Source organism: Corallococcus sp. CA054B, from assembly GCF_003611625.1.
Lineage (GTDB): Bacteria > Myxococcota > Myxococcia > Myxococcales > Myxococcaceae > Corallococcus > Corallococcus coralloides.
On the sequence record NZ_RAVY01000131.1, the window covers coordinates 1 to 19,777 of the forward strand.

Below are 19,777 nucleotides of genomic sequence, written 5' to 3' on the forward strand. Positions count from 1 at the left end.
CCCCTCGCTGGGACGCCGCCGGCCGCCCCGGCGCCCCGGGCGCCACGCCCCCCGTGGGCCCGGTGGAGACGGGGCTCCTGGCCCAGCTGGCCCCGGCCGTGGTGCCCCAGGTGCACTGGCTGCCCGGGGGCGGCGCGGTGCGGATCCTCGAAGGGGGTCCTCCCGAGGGCGCCCGCTCCACGGTCGTCTTCCTCCACGGGCGTGGGAACGCGGCGACCCACTGGTTCCCGTACCTGACGGCGCTGGCCCGGCACCACCGGGTGCTGGCCCTGGACCTGCCCGGTTTCGGTCAGTCCACCCCGGCGGACGTGCACGTGAGGTCCGCGGAGGACGCGGTGCGCTTCTTCACGGCGCCGGTGGAGGAGTCGCTGGGGATGGTGGCGCCGGGGCCGGTGTCGGTGGTCGGCCACTCGCTGGGCGGACTGGTGGCGCTGGAGCTCGCGCTGCGAGGCAAGGTGCCGGTGGAGCGGCTGGTGCTCGTGGACGCGATGGGGCTGGGTCCGGAGATGCCGCGCGCCTCGCGCCTCTTCTTCCGAGCAGGGCCGGAGCGGCTGGCGCGCAACCTGGGCCCCTGGGCGATGGCGCGGATGCTGCCGCCGCCTCCCACGCCGCTGGGAGAGAAGCTGGGACAGCTGAGCTACGAGCTGTTGAGCGTGCCCGGCGGGAGGCCCGAAGCCGCGCAGGCCTTCAACGCGCTGGTGCCGCTGACGGGTCCGCTGTTCCACCGCCGCGAGCGGCTGGGCGAGGTGAAGGTCCCCGTGCTGCTCATCTGGGGCGAGCGCGACGAGACGCTGCCCGTCTCGCTCGCCGACGAGGCCGCGCGCCACCTTCCCCAGGCCCGGGTGCTGCGCGTGGCGTGCGGACACAGTCCGCAATTGGAGCATCCCGAGCGCGTGCTCCCCGAGCTGAAGGCCTTCCTGGACGCGGAGCCCTCCAGTCCGTGAGCGGGCGCGGTGTCCCCGGCGTCACTTGAACCGGGTACAGTCCTTGGCCGTGCCGAAAGACTTTCTTGATCTGGAGGCGACGCCGGAGCGGCTGCACGCGCTGGCGGACGCCGGAATCCTGAGACCGGACGCGTACGGGCGCGCGCTGCACCTGGCGGTCGCATCGCCGGAGCGGCCCGCGTGGCGCGCGTTCCTGTCCACGACGTTGATGGCCCTGGGCTCGCTGCTGGTGCTGGCGGGCGTGGTGTACTTCTTCGCCTTCAACTGGGCGGAGCTGGGTCGCTTCTCGAAGCTGGGCCTCATCTGCCTGGGCATCGCCGGAGCGGCGGTGGGCGCGTGGCGGCTGGGCGACCGGCCCGCGGGCCAGTTCGCGCTGCTCGCCGCCGCGGTGCTGGTGGGCCCGCTGCTCGCCGTGTACGGACAGACGTACCAGACGGGCGCGGATCCGTATGAGCTTTTCATCGGCTGGGGCGTGCTCATCCTACCGTGGGTGGCGCTGGCGCGCTTCACGCCGCTGTGGATGCTCCAGCTCGTGCTCGTCAACACGGGCGTCATCCTCTTCTGGGGCCAGCGCATGACGCGCTTCGGCTCCTACGAGGCGCGGCTCGCGCTGGTGCTGGGGCTGCTCAACGGGTTCGCCTGGGCGACGTACGAGCACTTCGCCAACCAGAAGGTCTCCTGGCTCCAGGGGCGGTGGATGCCCCGCGTGTTGTCCCTCATGACGCTGATGCCGCTGGTGACCCTGGGCATCCTGTTCATCGTGAGCAGGCACGACCGCTCGCTCGAGTCCGGCGTGTCCCTGCTGCTGGTGCTGGGAGCGCTGGTCGCCATCTACGCCCTGCACCGGCACCTGCACGGCGAGCTGTTCCTGCTCACCGTGGGCGCGCTGAGCGTCATCACGCTCGTCACCACGGCGGTGGGCTACTTCCTCGTGGAGGTGACGCGCGCCGACGAGCTGACCCTCTTCATCCTGCCGATGGTGCTCATTGGCGAGGTGAGCCTGGCGGTGTACTGGCTGCGCCACGAGTCGCAGGCCACGGGCGTTTCGGAGGAGACCTGATCATGGCCCTGCGACCGACCATTCAAGACGTGCTTGCGGGGCTCAAGGCCGAGGGCCACGTGGACGAGGGGGTGGACGCGCGAGCCCGCACCGCCCTGGAGATCCGGCAGAAGACGCTGGGTGCCTCGCCCTGGTTCGTGAAGGCGCTGGCCGGCGGCGGCGCGTGGCTGTCCGCCGCCTTCCTGCTCAGCTTCTTCGCCTGCGTGGGCCTCTGGAAGGAGGAGGTGGCGCTCACCGCCATGGGCCTGGTGCTGACGGTGGCGGCGGTGCTCCTGCGCCGGACCTCCCAGGGTGCCTTCATGGAGCAGCTCGCCCTGGCCCTGTGCATGGCGGGCGTGGGCGCGTTCCTCGTGGGGCTGGCGCAGCTGGAGCAGAACACCCTCACCATCGCGTTCGCGGGAGCGGCGGCGTCCGTCGTGCTGCTCGCCGTGTACCCGGACCTCATCCTCTACTTCCTGGCGACGGTGGGGCTCTGCGTGTCCGTCGGCGTGTTCGCGCTCGATGCGGTGGGAGGCGCGGGCGTGGACGTGTGGATGCTCCTGTGCGCCGCCGCGCTCTCCGGCATCCTGCTCTTCGAGCCGCTGCTGCGGCGCGGACAGCTGGGTCCGCGCGTGGGTCCCATCGCCTTCGCGCTTGCGTGCGCCGTGCCCGGGTGGCTGCTGTTCCGCAACTTCGAGAGCGCGCAGGAGGGCTTCCGCTACGTCTTCCGCTTCGAGAGTGGGTTCGTGCCGAGCGCGTACCTCTCCCTCCTGCTGGCGCTGCTCCTCGCGTGGACGGGGTGGCGGGTGCTGCGCGAGCTGGGGCTGTCGCGGGAGCAACGCGTCTGGATTCCCGCGGTCTGCGCGCTGGTGCTGCTCACGGTGATGACGCTGAACACGCCGGGCGTGCTGGTGGCGGTGCTGATGCTGACGCTCGGCTTCCACCGCCGCAGCCGCGTGATGCTGGGGCTGGCGGTGGCGTTCCTGCTGACGTTCGGCGCGTACTACTACTACGACCTCCACCTCACGCTTTGGGCCAAGGCGCTCGCGCTCACGGGCAGCGGCCTGGTGCTGCTGGGCGTGCGGCAGTTCTTCCTGCGGCGGCAGTCCGCCGTCCTCACGGAGGCCCGATGAAACGCGGCGCCGTCATCTTCGGTGGGCTCGCGCTGGTGTTCGTCGCGCTCGCCTTCCTCGTCGTGCAGAAGGAGACCGTGCTCGCGCGGGGGCAGCCCGTGCTGCTGCGGCTGGCTCCGGTGGATCCGCGCTCGCTCATCCAGGGCGACTACATGGTGCTCGACTACGCCATCAACCAGGGCTGGCGCGAAGGCCGCGAGCAGCCCCAGGAGGACGGCAACGTGGTGCTGCGCCTGGACGAGCACAACGTGGGCGAGTTCGTGCGCTACGAGACGCCGGGCACCCCGCTCGCGCCCGGCGAGGTGCGCCTGCGCTTCCGCATCCGCAATTCGCAGATGCGCCTGGGCGCGGAGGCCTTCTTCTTCCAGGAGGGCCACGCGGAGCGCTACGCGAACGCGCGCTACGGCGAGCTGCGGGTGACGGACAACGGCACCAGCGTGCTCGTGGGCCTGCGCGACGAGAACCACCAGCCGCTGGGCAGCGCCATCCGTTGAAGGCGCGCCCCCTAAGTCAGTCCGCGTCCTCGTTCTCCAGCAGGTCGGAGAACGGGGAGCCGTCCTCGCCCAGCGCCTTGTAGAGACCGTCCACCTTCTCCAGCTCGCGCTTGAGCGCCTTGTGGTGGTTGCGGTTCTTCACCAGGCTCTCGCGGCCCAGCAGGCGGAAGGCCTCGTCGCGGCCCACCTGACGGATGGCCAGGCCCAGCACCAGCCCGCGGAAGCCATCCGCGTAGTCCAGGTCCAGCGGTGTGCCGCGCCTGCGCGCCTCGCCGACGAAGGCCTGCGCCGCGGCCCGCAGGGCTTCCGGCAGCGGACGGCCGCCTGGGGACTGCTCGTAGTCCAGCGCCCGCGCCACGTGCTTCTCCTGGAGCACCAGGTCGCCCGTGCTGCCCGCGTGCTCCACCATCGCCAGCGTGTACGCACGCCGCACGATGTTGTCGAGCTGCCGCAGGTTGCCCGGCCACGAGCTGGTGGTCAGCAGCAGCTCCGCCTCCGGCGCCAGCCGAGCCGAGCCCTCCGGCAGCCGCTCGCGGTGACGGCGATTCACCATGTACCGCGCCCAGAGGGGAATCTCGTCCTGCCGGTCCTGCAAGGGCGGCATGCGCACCGGCAGCACGTTCACGCGGTAGTACAGGTCCTCGCGGAAGCGGCCGGCGCGCACCTGTGCGAGCAGGTCCGCGTTGGTGCCGATGATGAAGCGCACGTCCGCGAGCTTCTCGCCGGTGCCCTCGCCCAGCGGCCGGTAGCTGCGCGACTCCAGGAGGTGCAGCAGGCCCGCCTGCGCCTTCAGCGACAGCTTGTCGATTTCGTCGATGAACAGCGTGCCGCCGTCCGAGCGGGCCACCACGCCCGGCGCGTCGCGCACCGCGCCGGTGAAGGCGCCCTTCTTCCAGCCGAAGAGCTCCGCCATCTGGAGGTCCTCCGGCACCGTCACCAGGTCCAGCGTCTCGAAGGGCTTGCCCCGGCGGCCGGAGCGCTCATGGCACCAGCGCGCCAGGCGCGACTTGCCCGCGCCAGTGGCCCCGCTCACGAGGATGGTCTCGTCCTGGAGCGCGAAGGTCCGCAGGATGGGCAGGAGCTCCGCCATGGAGCGGCCCACCACGGGGAGGAACTCGTCCACCTCCGGCGTGGCCACCGGCCGCTGCGGCAGCGCGGTGAGGTACGGCGCGGCGATGTCCGTGAGCAGCTGGAGCGAATCGCCAGCGTCGCGCCAGACGAACTCCTGCCCCATGGCGGCGAGGCAATCCGCCTCCAGGGAAATCATGCCCTCCATGCCCGCGGGCGTGCGCAGGGGCAGCACGCACACGTGCGTCGCGTGGCGGCCCAGGAAGCGCTGCTTGCTCTCGTTGCTGTGGAAGCCCGCGAGTCCCGGGTCGCCCGTCACCGGCGCGTCCGGCGCGTGCGGCTGCACCGTGCCGATGTTCACGTCGATGGACACCGCGCACCGGTGCTCCACCACCGCGCGCCAGGCCGTGGCGGAGGTGAAGAAGGGCGTCCCGACGCCCGCGTCCGTCACCTCGCGCGCGCCCACGTCCAGCGCCGCCAGCCGGCGGTACGCTTCGCCAGGACGCAGGTGGACGATGCCGCGCAGGACCCGGGCCCGGCCCGCATAGCGGCTGGCCGCCACCGCGGCGTCCGCCACGGCCAGCATCCGGCGCAACGTCGCTGCCGCCGCGGTCTCGAAGTCCCTGGAATCCCGAAGCGCAGCCATGAGCTGCGCCAACTCGTCTTGCATCCCCATCGCCTCCCGTGCGGAAGCCGCGCCACCGCCGACCGGCGAAGCCGTCCAAAAAGCAGACGCGGACTCTATCGGAGATGGCAGGGAGATGCGGATTCAGATGGAGAGCGCGGAAGGAGCGGCCCCTCCTTCCGCGCTCCGGGTGCATCTGGATGCGGTACACGCCGTTGCCGGCGTATGAGCAGACGCATTGCGGCTCTCATGCCAGGCATGGAACCCCAATGATTTCGCGGGGTCATGAGGCAGCCCCCACTCAAGCTGCGTCCCGCTGGAACGCAGGCGCGTCCGGATAGGACGCAAAAGCCCTGGCGTTTGAGCCCCAAAGCCTGTCGAACCGAGCCTTCCAAACGGGCAGGCGTCCGGGTCATTCCATACCAATCAGGCTTCAGGAGGCGGTGTCCCGCTTCAGCACGAAGACGCGGTCCAGGCGCGGGCTGCCGCGCCCCACGGGCGAGTCCAGGTCGTAGTCGAAGTCGAACGTGGCCGCGACGCGCAGGCCGGACTTGCGGAACAGGCGCTTCACCTGGGCCTCGTCGTACGTGCGGAAGTACCACGTCGTCTCGATGAGCCAGTCCTTGTCCGGACCGGTGACGCGCAGGCGGTTGCGCATGGGCGAGCGGCGCAGGCGCTGCTCCGGCAGGCCCTCGTGCGTGTTGCACACGACCTTGTCCTTGCCCACCTGCCCCACCCAGCGCTCGTGCTCGGGGCCTGAGCGCGCGTAGTCCGTGAGGTGGAAGCCCAGCACGTAGATGCCGTCCGGCTTGAGCAGGCGGCGGGTGCCGGTGAGGTGCTCGACCGCGGCCTTCTCGCTGTCCAGGTAGCGGAAGGTGGAGACCAGCGTGTGGGCCAGGTCCACGCGCCCCTCCAGCGCCGGGTCGAAGAAGTCCTCCATGCGCGCCTGGGACAGCTTCACGCGGCGGCGCTCCGCGGGGGACAGGCGCTTGCGCGCGTGCGCGAGCATGGCCTCCGACAAGTCGTAGCCCGCGACCTTCAGGCCCCGGCTCGCGGCCTCCGCCACCAGCCGGCCGGCGCCGCACGCGGGCTCCAGCCACTGGTTGCCTCCGGTGCCGAAGCGCCGGCTCAGCTCCTGGAGGAAGTCCGCCTCGCGCACGGTGTCCGTGCCGAAGATGGCCTCGTAGTACTCCGGATGCTCGTACCAGTCCTTGCGTCGTTCCATGGTGCCGTCAGTGCTCCGTGTGTCCCAGGACGCGCGCGAGCACGAACATCACCAGCAACCCGGCTGCCAATGCCACCAGGTTGCGCCCGGGCTTGTCCCTGCCGTGCTTGTTCACGTGCGGCAGCAGGTCCGACACGGCGATGTAGAGGAAGGTGCCGGCGGAGAAGGCCAGGGCCTTGGGCGCCAGCGACTGGAAGCTCAGCACCGCGTCGAAGCCGAAGTAGAGCACCGCGCCCACCGGCACCATCAGGCCGTACAGCGCCGTGTACGCCAGGATGGTGCCGCGCTTCTTGCCTTCCGCCTGGAGGATGGACGCGAGCGACAGCGACGAGGGCACCTTGTGCGCGGTGATGGCCAGGAGCGCCATGGCGCCCACGCCCTCCTTCACCGCGGAGCCCAGCGCGATGCCGTCGAAGAGCGTGTGCGTGGACAGGCCCAGGAACGCGCTGAAGCCCAGCGCGTGGCCGTGCACGTGCTCCGCGCAGTCCGGCGGCTCCTCACAGGCGTGGGCCACGAGGTAGCGCTCCAGCACCAGCACGAAGAGGAAGCCCATGGGCACGAGCGCGAAGGCCCACCAGCCGCCGCCCTCGTAGGCCTCCGGGAGCATGTGGAAGAAGGCCGCTCCGAACATCACGCCCGCCGCGAAGGCCAGGAACGTCACGAGCCGCGTGGAACGGTCATTGAAGATGACCACGCCCGCGCCGGCCAGCGCGCTCACCACGACGATGAAGGAGTACAGGAGGACTTCGGCTACGACCGGCGACATGGGGCGCGCACCCTACTCCCAAAACGACGCCGTCAGTAGCTTCGCACCACCAGCACCTCCACCCGCCCTGGCTTCACCTCCACCAGGTGGGTGGTGGGCCGGCCCGGTGCATCCACCTGGACGGTGTGTTTTCCCGGAGGAAGCCGGAAGCGCGCCACCTGGAACTCCGCCGGCAGTGAAAGCCAGGAGCGCAGGTCGGCCTGGTTGCCCGCGTTGAGCACCAGGAAGGTGAGCACGCCCAGCTCCTTGCTCTTGGTCAGCGCGCCCACGCCCGCGGCCACGCCCGCCTTCGCCACCGCGCCCGCCAGCTGCTTCGCCAGCATGCGGCCAATGCGGTCGTTCAGGTGCACCTGGGCCACGCGCGACAGCGACGTCACCGTCACCGCCGCTTGCGCCTGCCCCTGCACCGACACGCGCACCGGCGGTGTGCCACCGCGGTCCCGGTACACGGGCACCTCAATCAGGTCCCCGGAGTCGCCGTAGTCGCGCGACGCGCGCTCCTTCTGCGGCGCCAGGCCCGCCTCCACCACCACGACGAGCTGCCCCTCGCCGGGGCCCACCGCGTCGTGCGCCACGTCCGGGAACTTCTTGGAGAGCGTCTCGTAGGCGTCGTCACGGCCGGTCTTCTTCGCCAGCCGCAGCAGGGGCTCCACCAGCCCGCCCAGCCGGGGCTCCAGCTCGTACGCCTTCATGTAGTCGATGAAGGCCGAGTCCCACTCGCGCTGGTCCTCGTACAGCACGCCGCCCAGGTAGCGCGCGATGGCGAGCTGCTCGTACGGCTTCTTCTCCTCGGTGATCATCTTCTCCAGGCGCTCGTTGACGCGGCGGACCTCCACGAGCGCGTCCTCGTCCCGGCCCAGCTCCGCGTAGTTGAGCGCCTGGAGGACGGAGATCATCAGCTTCTCGAAGTCCTCCCCGCGGTAGGCGCGGCGCCGCTCGTTGCTGAGCAGGATGCCGGCCTCTTCACTCACGGAGGTGATGTCCAGCTGCGCGCTCAGGTCATCCGCCTGGGCCAGCACCTTCGTGCTCTCCTCCCACTGCCCTGCCGCGTGCAGCACCATGCCCTTGTCCAGGAGCAACAGGAGCTGGTCGCGCTCGGGGGCTTCCTTCTGCTCGCCGTCCAGCTCACGCAGGGCGCGCGGATAGTCGGAGGACTGGTACGCGGAGCGAGCGGAGGCCGTGCGCGCCACGTAGTCGCTGGCGCAGCCGGTGCCGAAGCCCAGGGCGCTCAGGGCCACGATGAACAGCAGGCCCCAACGCGCCGCCACCGGGGAAGCGGCGGGGACGCGCGGGGCCTGGGATGCGATGTCGGGGAGGTTGGACACGGCGGACGGCTACCAGCTCACGCCCTGCTTCTCGAACTTCTTGCGGATCTGCTTCTCGTCCGTCCACGCGATCGTGCCGGTGCGCACGTCGTTCAGCTTCGCCGTCATCTTGTAATAGACGAGCTTGTCGCGGCCGACCTCCTGGATGATGGAGGCGAGGTCGCCCGTCATCAGGAAGTCCACCGACGCCTGCTGGCCCGGGGCCTTGGCGGCGTTCGGGTTCACGTAGCCGGACTGCTGGTACTCGTACTCCTCCGCGATGTCCTGGCGCGCCTGCTGGTCCACCAGCGCGAAGCGGCCCGTCTGCGCGAGCGCCGTCTGGATCTTGTCCCCCAGCGAGCGCATGTCGATGTGCTCACTGGTGCTGTTGCGCAGCTTGCCCACGAGGACGATGGGCAGGGCCGCGCCCTGCGGCGGGGGCTGCGCGAAGCGCGGGGAGCTGGCGAGCGACTCGGCCATCTTCTTCGCGATGAGCTGCAGGTCGTTCTCGTTGAAGCGGTCCCCCAGCATCTCGATGGTGTTGGGGTCCTCGTAGGTGCCGCGCGTGAAGGCGCGGGGGCCTCCACAGCCGGCGAGCGACACGGCGACGAGGGCGGACAGCAACAGGCGGCGGGTGTTCATGGTCGGGTTGACTCCTAGTTCCATTCGCATTCGAAGCGGCTGCCTTCGAAGTTCCACTTGTAGGCAAGCACCGCGTCGCGGCGGTAGCCGGCCGTCAGCCGGCAGAGGCTCTGCAAGGACGCGCGCGGATAGTCGAAGGTGTACGTCTGCGCCTTCGCGCGCTCCTGCGGGGTGAGCTGCGAGGGGTGCGTGAGCGTGGGGCTGGCGCTGGCGGCCACCATCACGCGGTGCGCGCCGTACGTCTTGAGCGGCACGTTGCCCGCGAGCTGGATGCGGCGCACCGTGCGCGCCACCATGATGTCGCTGCGGTCCACCATGGTCTCGTGGCTGTTGCGGCGCTGCAGCAGCTCCGGGAGGTTCGCGGAGAACACGCGGGTGATGTCCCCGTCGTCCACGAAGAAGTAGAGGAACGCCTCGCGCGCGGTGCGGCTCTCCCCGGTGAAGTCCAGCGTCACCAGGATGTCCAGCTGCCGGTTGGGCGCCAGGCCATGGCGCGACACCGCCGCCAGCACCGTCTTGTCCACCCCCGCCTTCTTCAGGCGGATGAGGCCGTCCGCGCTCGCGTCGCAGGCGCAGCGGCGCTCTTCAATCATCTTCACCAGCTGCGCGGGCTCGAAGCCGGCCTGCGACAGCTTGGTCAGCTCCTCGTCGGTGAGCGGGAGCTGGTCCGACCGCTCATAGATGCGCGGCAGCGCGTTCGGGTCCCACTGGATGATGTTGTAGGTCTGCACGTCCCCCGACGGGAACGGCAGTGCCACGGACGGCGCGGCGGCGCGAGGCGCCTGGGCCGTGGTCAACGCGACAGCGGCGGCGAGCAGTTGAGCGATCATGGCGTTTCGGTCAGAACCGGTATCCGACGTTCATGAACAACCGGTTCGTGACTCCTCCTCCCCCAATGGGAATGTCCGGCGAGTAGTGCAGCCCCATGAGCACGCGGTCGCGGCGGTCCAGGAAGAGCTCCGCGCCCACCTGCGGTGACAGGGCGAAGCGAAGGCCCTCGCCCTCCGGGATGACGATGGCGCCCGCCTTGAGGCCGAGGGTGAAGGCCAGCGGCCAGCCCCAGGTGCGGAACGTGGGGCCCACGTTGCCGACGAAGCGCCCACCGTCGAAGACGTACGCGCCGCTGACGTCCAGGCGGTACCAGTCATCCCCCCAGAGGGACACGGTGGCACCCACGAACAGCGGCGGGCCTTCCGGTGCGCCCCGGGGGTTCTCCCCGGAGTTGATGGCCGCGCCCCAGTCGAACTGGAGCGACACGCCGCGGCGGTTGTCGCCGTAGCCCCCCTTGCCGTACTCCGACTCCTCGGGCCCGTCGGTGCGGCCCCGCTCCTGGGCGCTCGCGGTGAGCGGCGCGGCGACGGCCAGGAGCGCCAGGGCTCCGCACAACGTGACAGGACGCTTCATCTGATGGACTCCCCAGCGTGGGTGCGAATGCTCTTACGCGCGTCTTACGTCGCGTGGGCCGACATATTCATCGCGCGGCGAGCGTCCGTGCAAGCGCCTGTTTTCCCTGAGGCTCTCACAGGCGCCCTCCTTCAGGACCGGGGCTCCGGAGCGCCCTGGATGGCGTCCTCCTGGTCGTCCCGGGAGGGCGGGAGCTGCGCGGGACGGGACTCGCTGCGCACCATGGGCAGCCAGTGGGGCTTCGAGCGCAGGAAGACGACCAGCCGCTCGCGCACGAGGAAGCGCAGGTCGCCCAGCTTGCTGGAGTTCGCCGCGCTCACCAGGGCACGCACGGTGAGGGTCTTGTCCATCACGTCGAAGACGACCAGCGTCTTCACCCGGCCATCCCACAGGTGCTTCGCCTCGTTGGCGAGGATGCGGTCCAGCTCCGCGCGCAGCGCGTCGATGTCCGCCATGTAGTCCACCTGGAGGATGACGGTGCCCATGATCTCCGGGGACCCCTTGCTCCAGTTCTGGAACGGCTTGTCCAGGAACTGGTTGATGGGGATGACCATGCGCCGCTGGTCCCAGATGCGCAGCACGACGTACGTGAGGGTGATCTCCTCCACCGTGCCGAACTCGCCCTCCACCAGCACGTTGTCGCCAATGCTGACGGGCTGGGTGATGGACAGCTGGATGCCGGCGAGCAGCGAGGACAGCGACTTCTGCGCGGCGAGACCGATGGCGAGGCCCGCGATACCGGCGGAGGCCAAGAGCGACACGCCCACGTTGCGCACCACCTCGAACTGCATGAGCAGCAGCGCGGCGGCGATGACGTAGGTGGCGACCTCGAAGACGGCGCGCAGCACGGCCAGCTGCGTGCGCAGCGAGCGCGCGCGGCGGTGGGGGCTGGACTCGGAGGTGACGCGGCTCTGGACGTAGGCCTCCGACACGCGGAGGAAGCGCAGGATGAACCACGCCACCGCGACGATGGTGAGCGAGTAGCTCACCCGGTCGCTCAGCAGCTTCAGCTTGGGGGGCAGGAGCAGGAACGAGGTGCCCAGCGCCAGGAGGAGGGCGAAGAAGGGCAGCCGCAGGGGCCCCCGGCCCGCGCTGACAATCTGGTCGTCCCAGGAGATGCGCGTCCAGCGCGCCACCCGCAGCGCGGCGGCCAGGAGGAGCTTCTCCAGGAGATAGGAGAGGATCCACGCGCTCAGGAGCGTCACCACGAGTCCCAGCCACTGCCACGGCTCCAGCCCCAGCACCGTGCGGTCGAAGAAGAAGGCCGGGAGCGTCTCGGTGAGCAGCGGGCCGTACTCCTCGAAGAGCGGGTCCACCATCTTCACGGTGGGCTCCGACACCACCCAGGTGGGCGTGCCCTCCACGGCGATGCGCTGCAGCCGGATGGGCACGCTTTCGCCCTTGAGCGGGATGGCCCCCAGCGACACGAAGCGTGAATTGGGGGACTCGCCCTCCGGCGCCTTCGGCAGGACGGACGTGTCCACCGACAGCTCGCGGTCCAGGACGAACTTCAGCTTCCGGGCCAGCTGGGCGCCCTGCGCGGGCTGCTCGGCCTCTGGAAGATGGTCCAGGTAGAGGTAGTAGGCGGCGCGGGGGTAGTCCCCGCGATGCACCGCGTCCAGGAAGCCCTGCGCCGTGGCGCGAGGCGACGTGCGGTCCAGGTCCTGGGGGACCTGCCCCAGGCCGTTGTTGAGGGCCAGGACAGGGAGGCCACCGAGGACGCACCCCAGGAGAAGGAGGGCCACCAGGACCCGGGAGGCATGGCGCTTCATGGGCGCCTCCATACTCTGTGTGCGGTCGGTTGTGCGGGAAAGACGGTGGGTGTTTCCGAGCCCGCCCGGCCGCTGGGACGCCCGGGGTGGAGAACTGGAAACCCGTGCTGGAGCGCGACACGGGAAAGCATTGGTGCGCCGCTGGGTGGTGGGCTAGAACCGACCCCCAAGGAAGGTCGCCGTGTCCGAAGAGAAGCGAAGAATCCTCCTCATTGACGACAGCGAGATCACCCTCGCCATGGAGAAGGCCGTCCTGGAGGCGCGGGGCTATGAGGTCGTGGCCACCTCCACGCTCATGGAGTTTGAGAAAACGCTTCAGAGCTGGCGGCCGGACCTCATCCTCACGGACATCCACATGCCCGAGGCGAAGGGCACGGACATCTGCCGCACGCTGAAGAACGAGTACAACACGCAGGACATCCCCATCGTGTTGTTCTCCAGCCTGCCGGACGACGAGCTGTCGAAGCTGGCCGAGCAGGTGGGCGCGGATGGCTCGCTCTCCAAGGTGAACGGCCTGGAGGCGATGGGCGAGAAGATCGACGAACTGGTGCAGAGCATCCTCTGGTGATGACGATGCGCGCGGCCGTCCTCGCGGTGCTCGTGAGCGCGCTCCTCACCGGTTGCAGACGCCAGGAGCCGCGCGCCCCGGAGAGCGGCGCGGGCAGCGTCCCCGGGCAGCAGCAGACCGCCTCCCCTACTCCCGCCGCGCCTCCGGGCGCCGTGCTGTTCATCTCCGCGGACACGCGTGGCTACCTGGGCCCGTGCGGATGCAGCGAGAACATGCGCGGCGGCATCGGCCGGGCGGCGTTCCAGGTGCAGCAGGCGCGTCAGGGCGGCCAGCCGGTGCTGTACATCGACGGCGGCAACAGCCTCTTCGGGGAGACGCACCTCAAGGCGGATCAGGTGCCGCAGGAGGAGCGCAAGGCGAAGGCGCTCGCGGACGCGTTCCGCACCATGGGCCTCGCCGCGCGCGCCACGGGCGAATTGGACGACACGCGCGGCGCGGACTTCCGAAAGGGCCTGGGCCTGCCGGAGATTCCCGCGGGCGGCGTGAAGGTGCTGGACGCGGGGACGCGCAAGGTGGGCGTGGTGGCCGCGGCTTCCGGCGAAGCGCTGGTGAAGGCCAGTCAGCAGGCTCGCGAGCAGGGCGCGGACTTCGTGGTGGGCCTGCTGGACCAGCCGCTGGAGGCCGCGCAGGCCGCCGCCGCGTTGCCGGGCCTCGCCGCGAACCTGGTGGTGGCCACGCACAGCGCCGGTGAGTTCTCCGCCGAGGAGAACCGGCTGGTGCGCTCCGACGTGCCGGTCGTGGCGGTGCAGAGCAAGGGGCGCTCGCTGTTGCGCGTGGACCTGACGTACGCGCCCGCGAAGGGGCCCTTCACGCCGCAGCGTTCGCAGGGCGACGTGGAGCGGGAGGTGACGGCGCTGGAGCAGCGCCTCGCGCTCCTGGACAAGGAGATCGCCCTGCCTGGCATCGACCCGAAGCTGAAGGCGCTGAAGCAGGGCAAGCGCGACGAGCTCGCGGCGCGCAAGCAGGGCCTCCTCACCGCGCCGCCCGCGCCCGCCGCGGACGTCAACGGCTTCGCGCTGCGCTTCCTGCCGCTGGAGTCGAACCTGCCCAGCGCGCCGGACACGCAGGCGTTGGTGAAGGCGTACGACGCGGACGTGGGCCAGCTGAACCTCGCGTGGGCGAAGGCGCACGGCCAGGACTGCCCGCTTCCGGAGAAGGGCCAGGCGGGCTTCGTCGGCAGTGCGGTGTGCGCGGATTGCCACCCGGACGCGACCGGCGTGTGGGAGCGCACGAAGCACCACCACGCGTGGGAGACGCTGGAGGAGGTGGGCAAGCAGCACCACCTCAACTGCGTGGGCTGTCACGTCACCGGCTGGCAGAAGCCCGGCGGCGTGTGCCGGCTGGACAAGGTGGCGGGCCGCGAGGACGTAGGCTGCGAGAGCTGCCACGGTCCGGGCTCCAAGCATGTCGACGCGCCGAGCCCGGCCACCATCGTGGGCAAGCCGGGAGAGGCCGTGTGCATCACCTGCCACAACACGGAGAACTCGCCGCACTTCGACTTCGCCACGTACCTGCCTCGCATCCTCGGTCCCGGTCATGGCGGAACGGGAAAGAGCGGGCAGGCAGGCGAGCCACCGGCGAAATAGGGTCGCTCGCTCCTACGGTGGGTCCTTCCCGAGGGCGTACCGAGCGACTTGTTGTTTGACTGTCAAGAAAGCTGGCGAATACTGCGGGCTTCGCCTGCTTCTGGGCGACCTCGCCTGGCGTTCCCATGCCGCTTTCTCTGCTCCTGCTTGCCCTGGCCTCGGTTCCCTCCTCGCAGGGAGTGGCGCCGTCACCCGTGCCGCCGCCCGGCGTGCATGCGGTGCCCCCCTCGCAGGCTCCCTCTCTGACGGCGGATGGCAGCCTGGCCACGCCCCCCGCTCCCATGGAGGAAGGCGAGCAGACGGAAGAGGTGGAGAACGAGTCCGCCGAGCTGGAGGAGCTGCGCGCGTTGGAAGGCGCGACGCTGGACCCGGAGGCGAAGCCGAACGCGGAGATGATGCAGTCGCTGCGGCGGCTGGGCCTGACGAACCCGTTGCGGCTGCGAATGTTGGACGCGCTGGAGGAGCCCACCTTCCGCGAGGACGACACCGCCCCGCCGCTGGCGCGCATCACCGACCTGGCGAACTTCGATATTTCGCAGGTGAAGGACCGCTACGACATCCCGGTGGACATGCAGCCGCGGGTGGCCGAGTACATCCAGTTCTTCCAGGGCCCCGGCCGCAAGTGGTTCCGCAAGTGGATGGCGCGCTCCACGCGCTACCTGCCGGTGATGCAGCCCATCCTGGAGTCGAAGGGCCTGCCCCGGGACACGGTGTACCTGGCGATGATCGAGAGCGGCTTCTCCGCGCACGCGTACTCGTGGGCGCATGCGTCCGGGCCGTGGCAGTTCATCTCCAGCACGGGCAAGCAGTACGGCCTCAAGCAGGACTTCTGGGTGGACGAGCGACGTGACCCCATCAAGGCCACGCACGCGGCGGCGGCGTACCTGAAGGACCTCTACGGCGAGCTGGGCCACTGGTACCTGGCGTGGGCGGGCTACAACACGGGTTCGTACCGGGTGCGCAAGATGGTGGCGCGCTACGGGACGAACGACTTCTGGGTGCTGGCGGAGGAGCCCGGGCTGGCGAAGGAGACGAAGCACTACGTGCCCAAGCTCATCGCCGCGGCGCTGGTGGCGAAGAACCCCACCGCGTTCGGCTTCTCCGAGGAGGAGTTCCAGTACGAGTCCACGCTGGAGTACGACGAGGTGAAGCTCACGGACGCGACCGACCTGGACGTGGTGGCGCGCGCGGCCGGGGTGAGCGTGCAGGACGTGCAGGAGCTGAACCCGGAGCTCAAGCGCTGGTGCACGCCTCCGGCGACGGCCGCGAAGCCCTACACCCTGAAGCTGCCGCGCGGCACCACGACGCTCTTCGCGCAGAACCTGGCGAAGCTGTCGCCCGCGGACCGGCTGACGTTCCGGGTGCACACGGTGAAGAAGGGCGACACGCTGTCGCAGATTGCCCAGAAGTACGGCACGGCGCCGGAGGCCATCCTCCAGATGAACCGGCTGAAGAGCGCGCGGGTGCTGAAGGTGCGCGCGGAGCTGGTGATTCCGGTGCCGGCGAACGGCCGGGGTGGCAGCGGTGACGCGGGCGGTGGCGCGGTGGCATCCGGCGCGCTGGCGGCGAAGGTGGCGCAGGCGCGGCGCAGCGGCGTGGTGGCGACGCGGCCGGAGGACGAGGTCCCGGCGGGCACGCCCCGGGGCCCCGTGGCGGCGGGTCCGGTGAAGACGGAGAAGGTGGATGGCAAGACGCGCATCACCTACGGCGTCCAGGAGGGCGACAGCCTGTGGCTCATCGCCAACCGCTTCCAGGTGTCGGTGGACGACCTGAAGAAGTGGAACAACCTGCCCAAGCGCAACCGCACGCTGTCGCTGGGCACGCTGCTCGCGGTGTGGCCGCCGGAGTCCAAGGGCGCGGCGCCGGCGAAGGTGGAGGAGCGCGGCGGCACCATCGTGGTGGCCAACGCCGTGGCGGGACAGGCGCCCGTGGGCCCCAAGGGCAAGGTGCACACGCTGGCCGAGGGCGAGACGCTCTGGTCGGTGTCGCAGCGCTACAACGTGTCCGTCCAGGACATCATGAAGTGGAACCACATCAAGGACCACCGCACGGTGCCCACCGGCAAGCTGCTGTCGCTGAGCGCGCCGTAACGGTACGGGGCATGGCGCGACGGCCGGGACCTTGCAGTCCCCGGCGCCATGCTCGCATCCGCACTGCTTCGAGAGTCACCGCTTCTCCCTGCTGAAACGCCCGACACGCGAGAGTCCTCGCCTGTCCTGTCCGTCCTGCCCCGTGGAGTCGAACGTCCAGGGGACAGGACGGGGGCCGAAGGCAACTCGCTGACGCGCTTCAGCGGGCCCCGTCCGGCACCGCGCGGATTGTCCGTCGCCCCGCCGTCCGACGGAGTGTCCAGCCAGGAGGAGCGCGCACGCGACACCGTGGCAGCCACGGCGGCAGCCGTCGTCACGCAGGAGGAGGCACGGCGTGCCCCGCGGGTGACGGCGCTGGCCGCACCGGCGGCGCAGGTCGCTGCGGCGCGTGCCTCGCGGGTGACGACGCTGGCGGCACCGGCGGCTCAAGTGGATGCGACGCGTGCGGTGACGGCTGGAGGCCTGGCCGTGATGGAGCCCCAGGTCGACTTCGCGGGCACGGCGATTCCCACGGCAGGCGTCCTGGAACATCCCCGCTTCGCCGGGTCGCCTCAGCTCGCGGACGTGGCGTCCGGCGCGACGGTGCTGGGCACGGGCTCGAAAGGCGACGGGCTTCGCGCGGTGCAGGGCGCGCTCATGGACATGGGGTTCGCGCTGTACGGCGGCGCGGACGGACGCTACGGCCCGGACACGGCGCGCGCGCTCCGCAACTTCCAGGTGCATGCGGGCCTGCGCTCCAGTGGGGTGCTCGACGCCGCCACGCTGAAGGCCCTGGAGGCGCTCGCTCCGGCTCCGGGCTCACGGGGGCAGTCGCGCGCCCTGCCCTCTCCGTTCTACTCGGGCCAGCCCGTGCGCGTGGTCATCGCGCTGCGCGAGCACCGCACGTTCCTCTTCGACCCGGAGGGGAAGCTCGTGGACATCTTCCCCAACGCGGTGGGCACCGCCGCCACGCCCACGCACCCGGGCCTCAAGGTCGTCCGCGCGAAGTTGGACCAGGTGGCCACCGAGGACGCGGGCGCGCGGCTGTGGAACGACCGGCACGTGTTCGGCTCGCGGCTGCTGGACCTGTCCTGGGCGGATGGACGCCGCAGCGGCGAGGAGCTGCATGGCACTGGCGCCCCTGCCCTGCTCGGCGGCGACGTGTCCCACGGGTGCATCCGTCACGCGAACGAGGACATCCTCGTGCTGCATGACGCGCTCGCCGTGGGCGACCGCATCGCGGTGGTGGAGACGCTCCAGGACCCGCACCTGGGCGTCCCCGTCACCGTGGGCTGATGGCTTACTGCTCTTCCAGGAGCATCTTCAGCTCCCGGACGCGCTTGCTGATGTAGTCGCGGTCCAGCTTGCGGAAGTTCTCCGGCAGCAGCGCCCGGCTGGTGCACTCCTGCACCGCCACCAGGTTCTGCATTTCGATCTCCAGCGGGTAGCTGGGCGGCACGAAGTCCGCCAGCACCGCGGCCAGGTCGTCCTTCGTCACCTGGTCGCGTCCCTCCGCCAGCGCGCGGAACTTTGAGCGCACCATCACCGCCTCGATGTCCGCGCCGCTGAAGGCGCGCACGCCGCCGGGAATCAGCGCGGCGAAGGACTCCACGCCCTCCACCGACACGCCGGTCTTCTTGCTCATCGCCTGGAACAGCTCGTTCCGCTCCTCGTCCGTCTGCGGATAGAAGAGCGCGAGGTGCTCCTCCGCGCGGCCCTGGCGCTTCAGGTCGATGGGCAGCAGGTCCGGCCGCGCCGTCAGCAGGAACCAGACGATCTTGCCGCGGTACTGCGTGTTGCCCATGAAGGACGCGATGGAGCCGAAGATGCGGCTGCTCGTCCCGGAGTCCCCACCCGAGTCGCGGTTGCCGAGGAAGGTGTCCGCCTCGTCCACCATCACCGCCACCGGCCACAGGGCCTTCAGCAGGTTGAAGATCTTCTCCAGGTTCGATTCCGTCACGCCCTGCCACTGGCTGCGGAAGTTCAGGAACTTCACCACCGGGATGCCAATCTCCCCGGCGAAGCAGCTCACCATGAACGTCTTGCCCGTGCCCACCGGCCCGCTCACCAGGTAGCCCATGGGCATGACCTCGATGCGGCCCTTCTTCAGCGCGGACGCCGCCTGACGCAGCATCTGCTTGGCGGGCGCGTGCCCCGCCACCGCGTCCAGCGTGTGCGCCGGCTCGATGAACTCCAGGAGGCCGTGACACTCCGCCTGGATGAGCTCCTTCTTCTTCTCCTTGAGCAGCTCCGGAGTGATGCGCACCTCCCGCTCCAGCGCCTCCGTGAGCACGCGGTCCAGGTTGATGCGCGACAGGCCCGCCGTCATCTTCGCCAGGCCCGCGAGCGGCACCTCCGACACCGACTGGAGCTTCTTGCCCTCCAGCTTGGAGCGCACGTACTCCAGGCGCTCCTCCTCCGTGGGCAGCGGCAGCTCGATGGGCGCCACGTACGGGTTGCGGCTGATGCGCGGCGACACGTCCGACAGGTTCTCCGCCAGGAGCACCACGGACACGTCGCCCGCCAGGAACTGCGGGTCGTGCGCCCACTTGTCCAGCGTGGCCACCACGAAGCGGTCCTCCGCGGACAGGTGGCTCATCTCCCCGCCGGGCACCAGCGTCTCCGCGTAGTCGATGATGAGCGCCAGCGAGCGGCCCTCGCTCAGGCGCATGCGCAGGAAGTTCTCCAGGATCTGGAGCGCCCGGCCCGGGTCGCGCGGCATGACCTTGGCGTAGTCCGTGCCGTACATGGCGTCGTAGCCCGTCATGGCCCGCGCCAGGTCCTTCTGCGTCTCCGGCGTCGCGGAGCGGATGCCCGACGAGCGGTCGTAGAAGAGGACGTGGTCGCGCCCGCCGAACAGCTCCTCCGACAGGAACGTCTTCAGCGTCCCGAAGCCGCGCCCGCCGTCCTCCAGCTGCAGCGGCTGCAGGTCGCGCACGGCCCCGTACAGCAGGAAGGTGCTGACCGTCTTCGTGTAGTACTTGCGCGCCAGCTGCTGCGCCCACCGGGGCAGATCCGCCAGCGGATCCGCCTTGTTCACCTTACGCACCTTCGTCACGGAAATCCCTCCGGCGCCGCTCCCCCCCAGGGACATCCGGGGGGAGGACCCCCAGGCCTACCTTAAGTGTCAGGACCGCG

Annotated in this window: 17 protein-coding genes; 8 read left to right on the top strand and 9 right to left on the bottom strand. The window is 70.3% G+C overall.

Annotated features, from left to right (window positions below; translation table 11 throughout):
- Positions 1 to 53: 53 nt before the first annotated feature.
- Genes D7V80_RS27225 through D7V80_RS27240 form a run of 4 tightly spaced genes read left to right on the top strand, consistent with a single transcriptional unit; the run spans position 54 to position 3,610 of the window.
- Positions 54 to 944, top strand: coding sequence for an alpha/beta fold hydrolase (locus D7V80_RS27225; RefSeq protein WP_120590953.1), 891 nt, complete (start codon positions 54 to 56; stop codon positions 942 to 944).
- A gap of 49 nt (positions 945 to 993) precedes the next feature.
- Positions 994 to 2,004 (top strand): DUF2157 domain-containing protein, encoded by a 1,011-nt coding sequence (locus D7V80_RS27230; protein WP_120590954.1) that lies wholly within the window; start codon positions 994 to 996, stop codon positions 2,002 to 2,004.
- A 2-nt stretch (positions 2,005 to 2,006) separates the two neighbouring features.
- Positions 2,007 to 3,116, top strand: a complete 1,110-nt coding sequence (locus D7V80_RS27235) for a DUF4401 domain-containing protein (protein WP_120590938.1) — start codon at positions 2,007 to 2,009, stop codon at positions 3,114 to 3,116.
- Positions 3,113 to 3,610: a GDYXXLXY domain-containing protein gene (locus D7V80_RS27240; protein WP_120590939.1), complete on the top strand. Its 498-nt coding sequence runs from the start codon at positions 3,113 to 3,115 to the stop codon at positions 3,608 to 3,610. Before D7V80_RS27235 ends, D7V80_RS27240 begins: the two co-directional genes overlap by 4 nt.
- Before the next feature lie 16 nt (positions 3,611 to 3,626).
- Here the strand turns inward: D7V80_RS27240 and D7V80_RS27245 are convergent, their stop codons facing one another.
- The 8 genes from D7V80_RS27245 to D7V80_RS27280 all read right to left on the bottom strand — a co-directional run bounded on the left by D7V80_RS27245 (position 3,627) and on the right by D7V80_RS27280 (position 12,416).
- Positions 3,627 to 5,348, bottom strand: a complete 1,722-nt coding sequence (locus D7V80_RS27245; RefSeq protein WP_120590940.1) for a sigma-54 dependent transcriptional regulator — start codon at positions 5,346 to 5,348, stop codon at positions 3,627 to 3,629.
- Between the two features lie 388 nt (positions 5,349 to 5,736).
- Positions 5,737 to 6,528 (bottom strand): bifunctional 2-polyprenyl-6-hydroxyphenol methylase/3-demethylubiquinol 3-O-methyltransferase UbiG, encoded by a 792-nt coding sequence (locus D7V80_RS27250; protein ID WP_120590941.1) that lies wholly within the window; start codon positions 6,526 to 6,528, stop codon positions 5,737 to 5,739.
- Between the two features lie 7 nt (positions 6,529 to 6,535).
- Complete coding sequence (locus D7V80_RS27255) at positions 6,536 to 7,294, bottom strand: ZIP family metal transporter (protein WP_120590942.1); 759 nt, start codon at positions 7,292 to 7,294, stop codon at positions 6,536 to 6,538.
- Between the two features lie 32 nt (positions 7,295 to 7,326).
- Positions 7,327 to 8,619 carry a COG3014 family protein gene (locus D7V80_RS27260; protein WP_199738869.1) on the bottom strand — a complete coding sequence of 431 codons (1,293 nt, stop codon included), beginning with the start codon at positions 8,617 to 8,619 and terminating at the stop codon, positions 7,327 to 7,329.
- A 9-nt stretch (positions 8,620 to 8,628) separates the two neighbouring features.
- The gene (gene lpoB / locus D7V80_RS27265) at positions 8,629 to 9,240 is read right to left on the bottom strand and encodes a penicillin-binding protein activator LpoB (RefSeq protein WP_120590943.1); all 612 of its coding nucleotides are present in this window, start codon (positions 9,238 to 9,240) and stop codon (positions 8,629 to 8,631) included.
- A 14-nt stretch (positions 9,241 to 9,254) separates the two neighbouring features.
- The gene (locus tag D7V80_RS27270) at positions 9,255 to 10,070 is read right to left on the bottom strand and encodes a hypothetical protein (RefSeq protein WP_120590944.1); all 816 of its coding nucleotides are present in this window, start codon (positions 10,068 to 10,070) and stop codon (positions 9,255 to 9,257) included.
- A gap of 10 nt (positions 10,071 to 10,080) precedes the next feature.
- A complete protein-coding gene (locus D7V80_RS27275) occupies positions 10,081 to 10,644 on the bottom strand; it encodes a hypothetical protein (protein WP_014398955.1) in 564 nt (187 codons plus the stop codon).
- A gap of 131 nt (positions 10,645 to 10,775) precedes the next feature.
- Positions 10,776 to 12,416, bottom strand: coding sequence for a mechanosensitive ion channel family protein (locus tag D7V80_RS27280; RefSeq protein ID WP_120590945.1), 1,641 nt, complete (start codon positions 12,414 to 12,416; stop codon positions 10,776 to 10,778).
- Between the two features lie 181 nt (positions 12,417 to 12,597).
- On the opposite strand from D7V80_RS27280, the gene D7V80_RS27285 reads away from it, so the two are divergent.
- The 4 genes from D7V80_RS27285 (at position 12,598) to D7V80_RS27300 (ending at position 17,935) form a co-directional block, all read left to right on the top strand.
- A complete protein-coding gene (locus D7V80_RS27285) occupies positions 12,598 to 12,984 on the top strand; it encodes a PleD family two-component system response regulator (RefSeq protein ID WP_014398957.1) in 387 nt (128 codons plus the stop codon).
- Positions 12,984 to 14,570, top strand: coding sequence for a multiheme c-type cytochrome (locus tag D7V80_RS27290; protein ID WP_370452545.1), 1,587 nt, complete (start codon positions 12,984 to 12,986; stop codon positions 14,568 to 14,570). Before D7V80_RS27285 ends, D7V80_RS27290 begins: the two co-directional genes overlap by 1 nt.
- A gap of 125 nt (positions 14,571 to 14,695) precedes the next feature.
- Positions 14,696 to 16,660: a LysM peptidoglycan-binding domain-containing protein gene (locus D7V80_RS27295; protein ID WP_120590946.1), complete on the top strand. Its 1,965-nt coding sequence runs from the start codon at positions 14,696 to 14,698 to the stop codon at positions 16,658 to 16,660.
- 471 nt (positions 16,661 to 17,131) lie between these two features.
- A complete protein-coding gene (locus D7V80_RS27300; protein ID WP_120590947.1) occupies positions 17,132 to 17,935 on the top strand; it encodes a L,D-transpeptidase family protein in 804 nt (267 codons plus the stop codon).
- 4 nt (positions 17,936 to 17,939) lie between these two features.
- Here D7V80_RS27300 and D7V80_RS27305 read toward each other — a convergent pair whose 3' ends face one another.
- Positions 17,940 to 19,697, bottom strand: a complete 1,758-nt coding sequence (locus tag D7V80_RS27305) for an ATP-binding protein (RefSeq protein ID WP_120590948.1) — start codon at positions 19,695 to 19,697, stop codon at positions 17,940 to 17,942.
- Positions 19,698 to 19,777: the final 80 nt, after the last annotated feature.

What these genes read in the sequence shown, in the direction of transcription:
- D7V80_RS27240 (WP_120590939.1), top strand. Translation starts at nt 3,113, where the DNA reads ATGAAACGCGGCGCCGTCATCTTCGGTGGGCTCGCGCTGGTGTTCGTC.
- D7V80_RS27250 (WP_120590941.1), bottom strand. Translation starts at nt 6,528, where the DNA reads ATGGAACGACGCAAGGACTGGTACGAGCATCCGGAGTACTACGAGGCC.
- D7V80_RS27275 (WP_014398955.1), bottom strand. Translation starts at nt 10,644, where the DNA reads ATGAAGCGTCCTGTCACGTTGTGCGGAGCCCTGGCGCTCCTGGCCGTC.
- D7V80_RS27300 (WP_120590947.1), top strand. Translation starts at nt 17,132, where the DNA reads ATGGAGCCCCAGGTCGACTTCGCGGGCACGGCGATTCCCACGGCAGGC.
- D7V80_RS27245 (WP_120590940.1), bottom strand. Translation starts at nt 5,348, where the DNA reads ATGCAAGACGAGTTGGCGCAGCTCATGGCTGCGCTTCGGGATTCCAGG.
- D7V80_RS27235 (WP_120590938.1), top strand. Translation starts at nt 2,007, where the DNA reads ATGGCCCTGCGACCGACCATTCAAGACGTGCTTGCGGGGCTCAAGGCC.
- D7V80_RS27280 (WP_120590945.1), bottom strand. Translation starts at nt 12,416, where the DNA reads ATGAAGCGCCATGCCTCCCGGGTCCTGGTGGCCCTCCTTCTCCTGGGG.
- D7V80_RS27295 (WP_120590946.1), top strand. Translation starts at nt 14,696, where the DNA reads ATGCCGCTTTCTCTGCTCCTGCTTGCCCTGGCCTCGGTTCCCTCCTCG.
- D7V80_RS27290 (WP_370452545.1), top strand. Translation starts at nt 12,984, where the DNA reads ATGACGATGCGCGCGGCCGTCCTCGCGGTGCTCGTGAGCGCGCTCCTC.
- lpoB (WP_120590943.1), bottom strand. Translation starts at nt 9,240, where the DNA reads ATGAACACCCGCCGCCTGTTGCTGTCCGCCCTCGTCGCCGTGTCGCTC.
- D7V80_RS27255 (WP_120590942.1), bottom strand. Translation starts at nt 7,294, where the DNA reads ATGTCGCCGGTCGTAGCCGAAGTCCTCCTGTACTCCTTCATCGTCGTG.
- D7V80_RS27270 (WP_120590944.1), bottom strand. Translation starts at nt 10,070, where the DNA reads ATGATCGCTCAACTGCTCGCCGCCGCTGTCGCGTTGACCACGGCCCAG.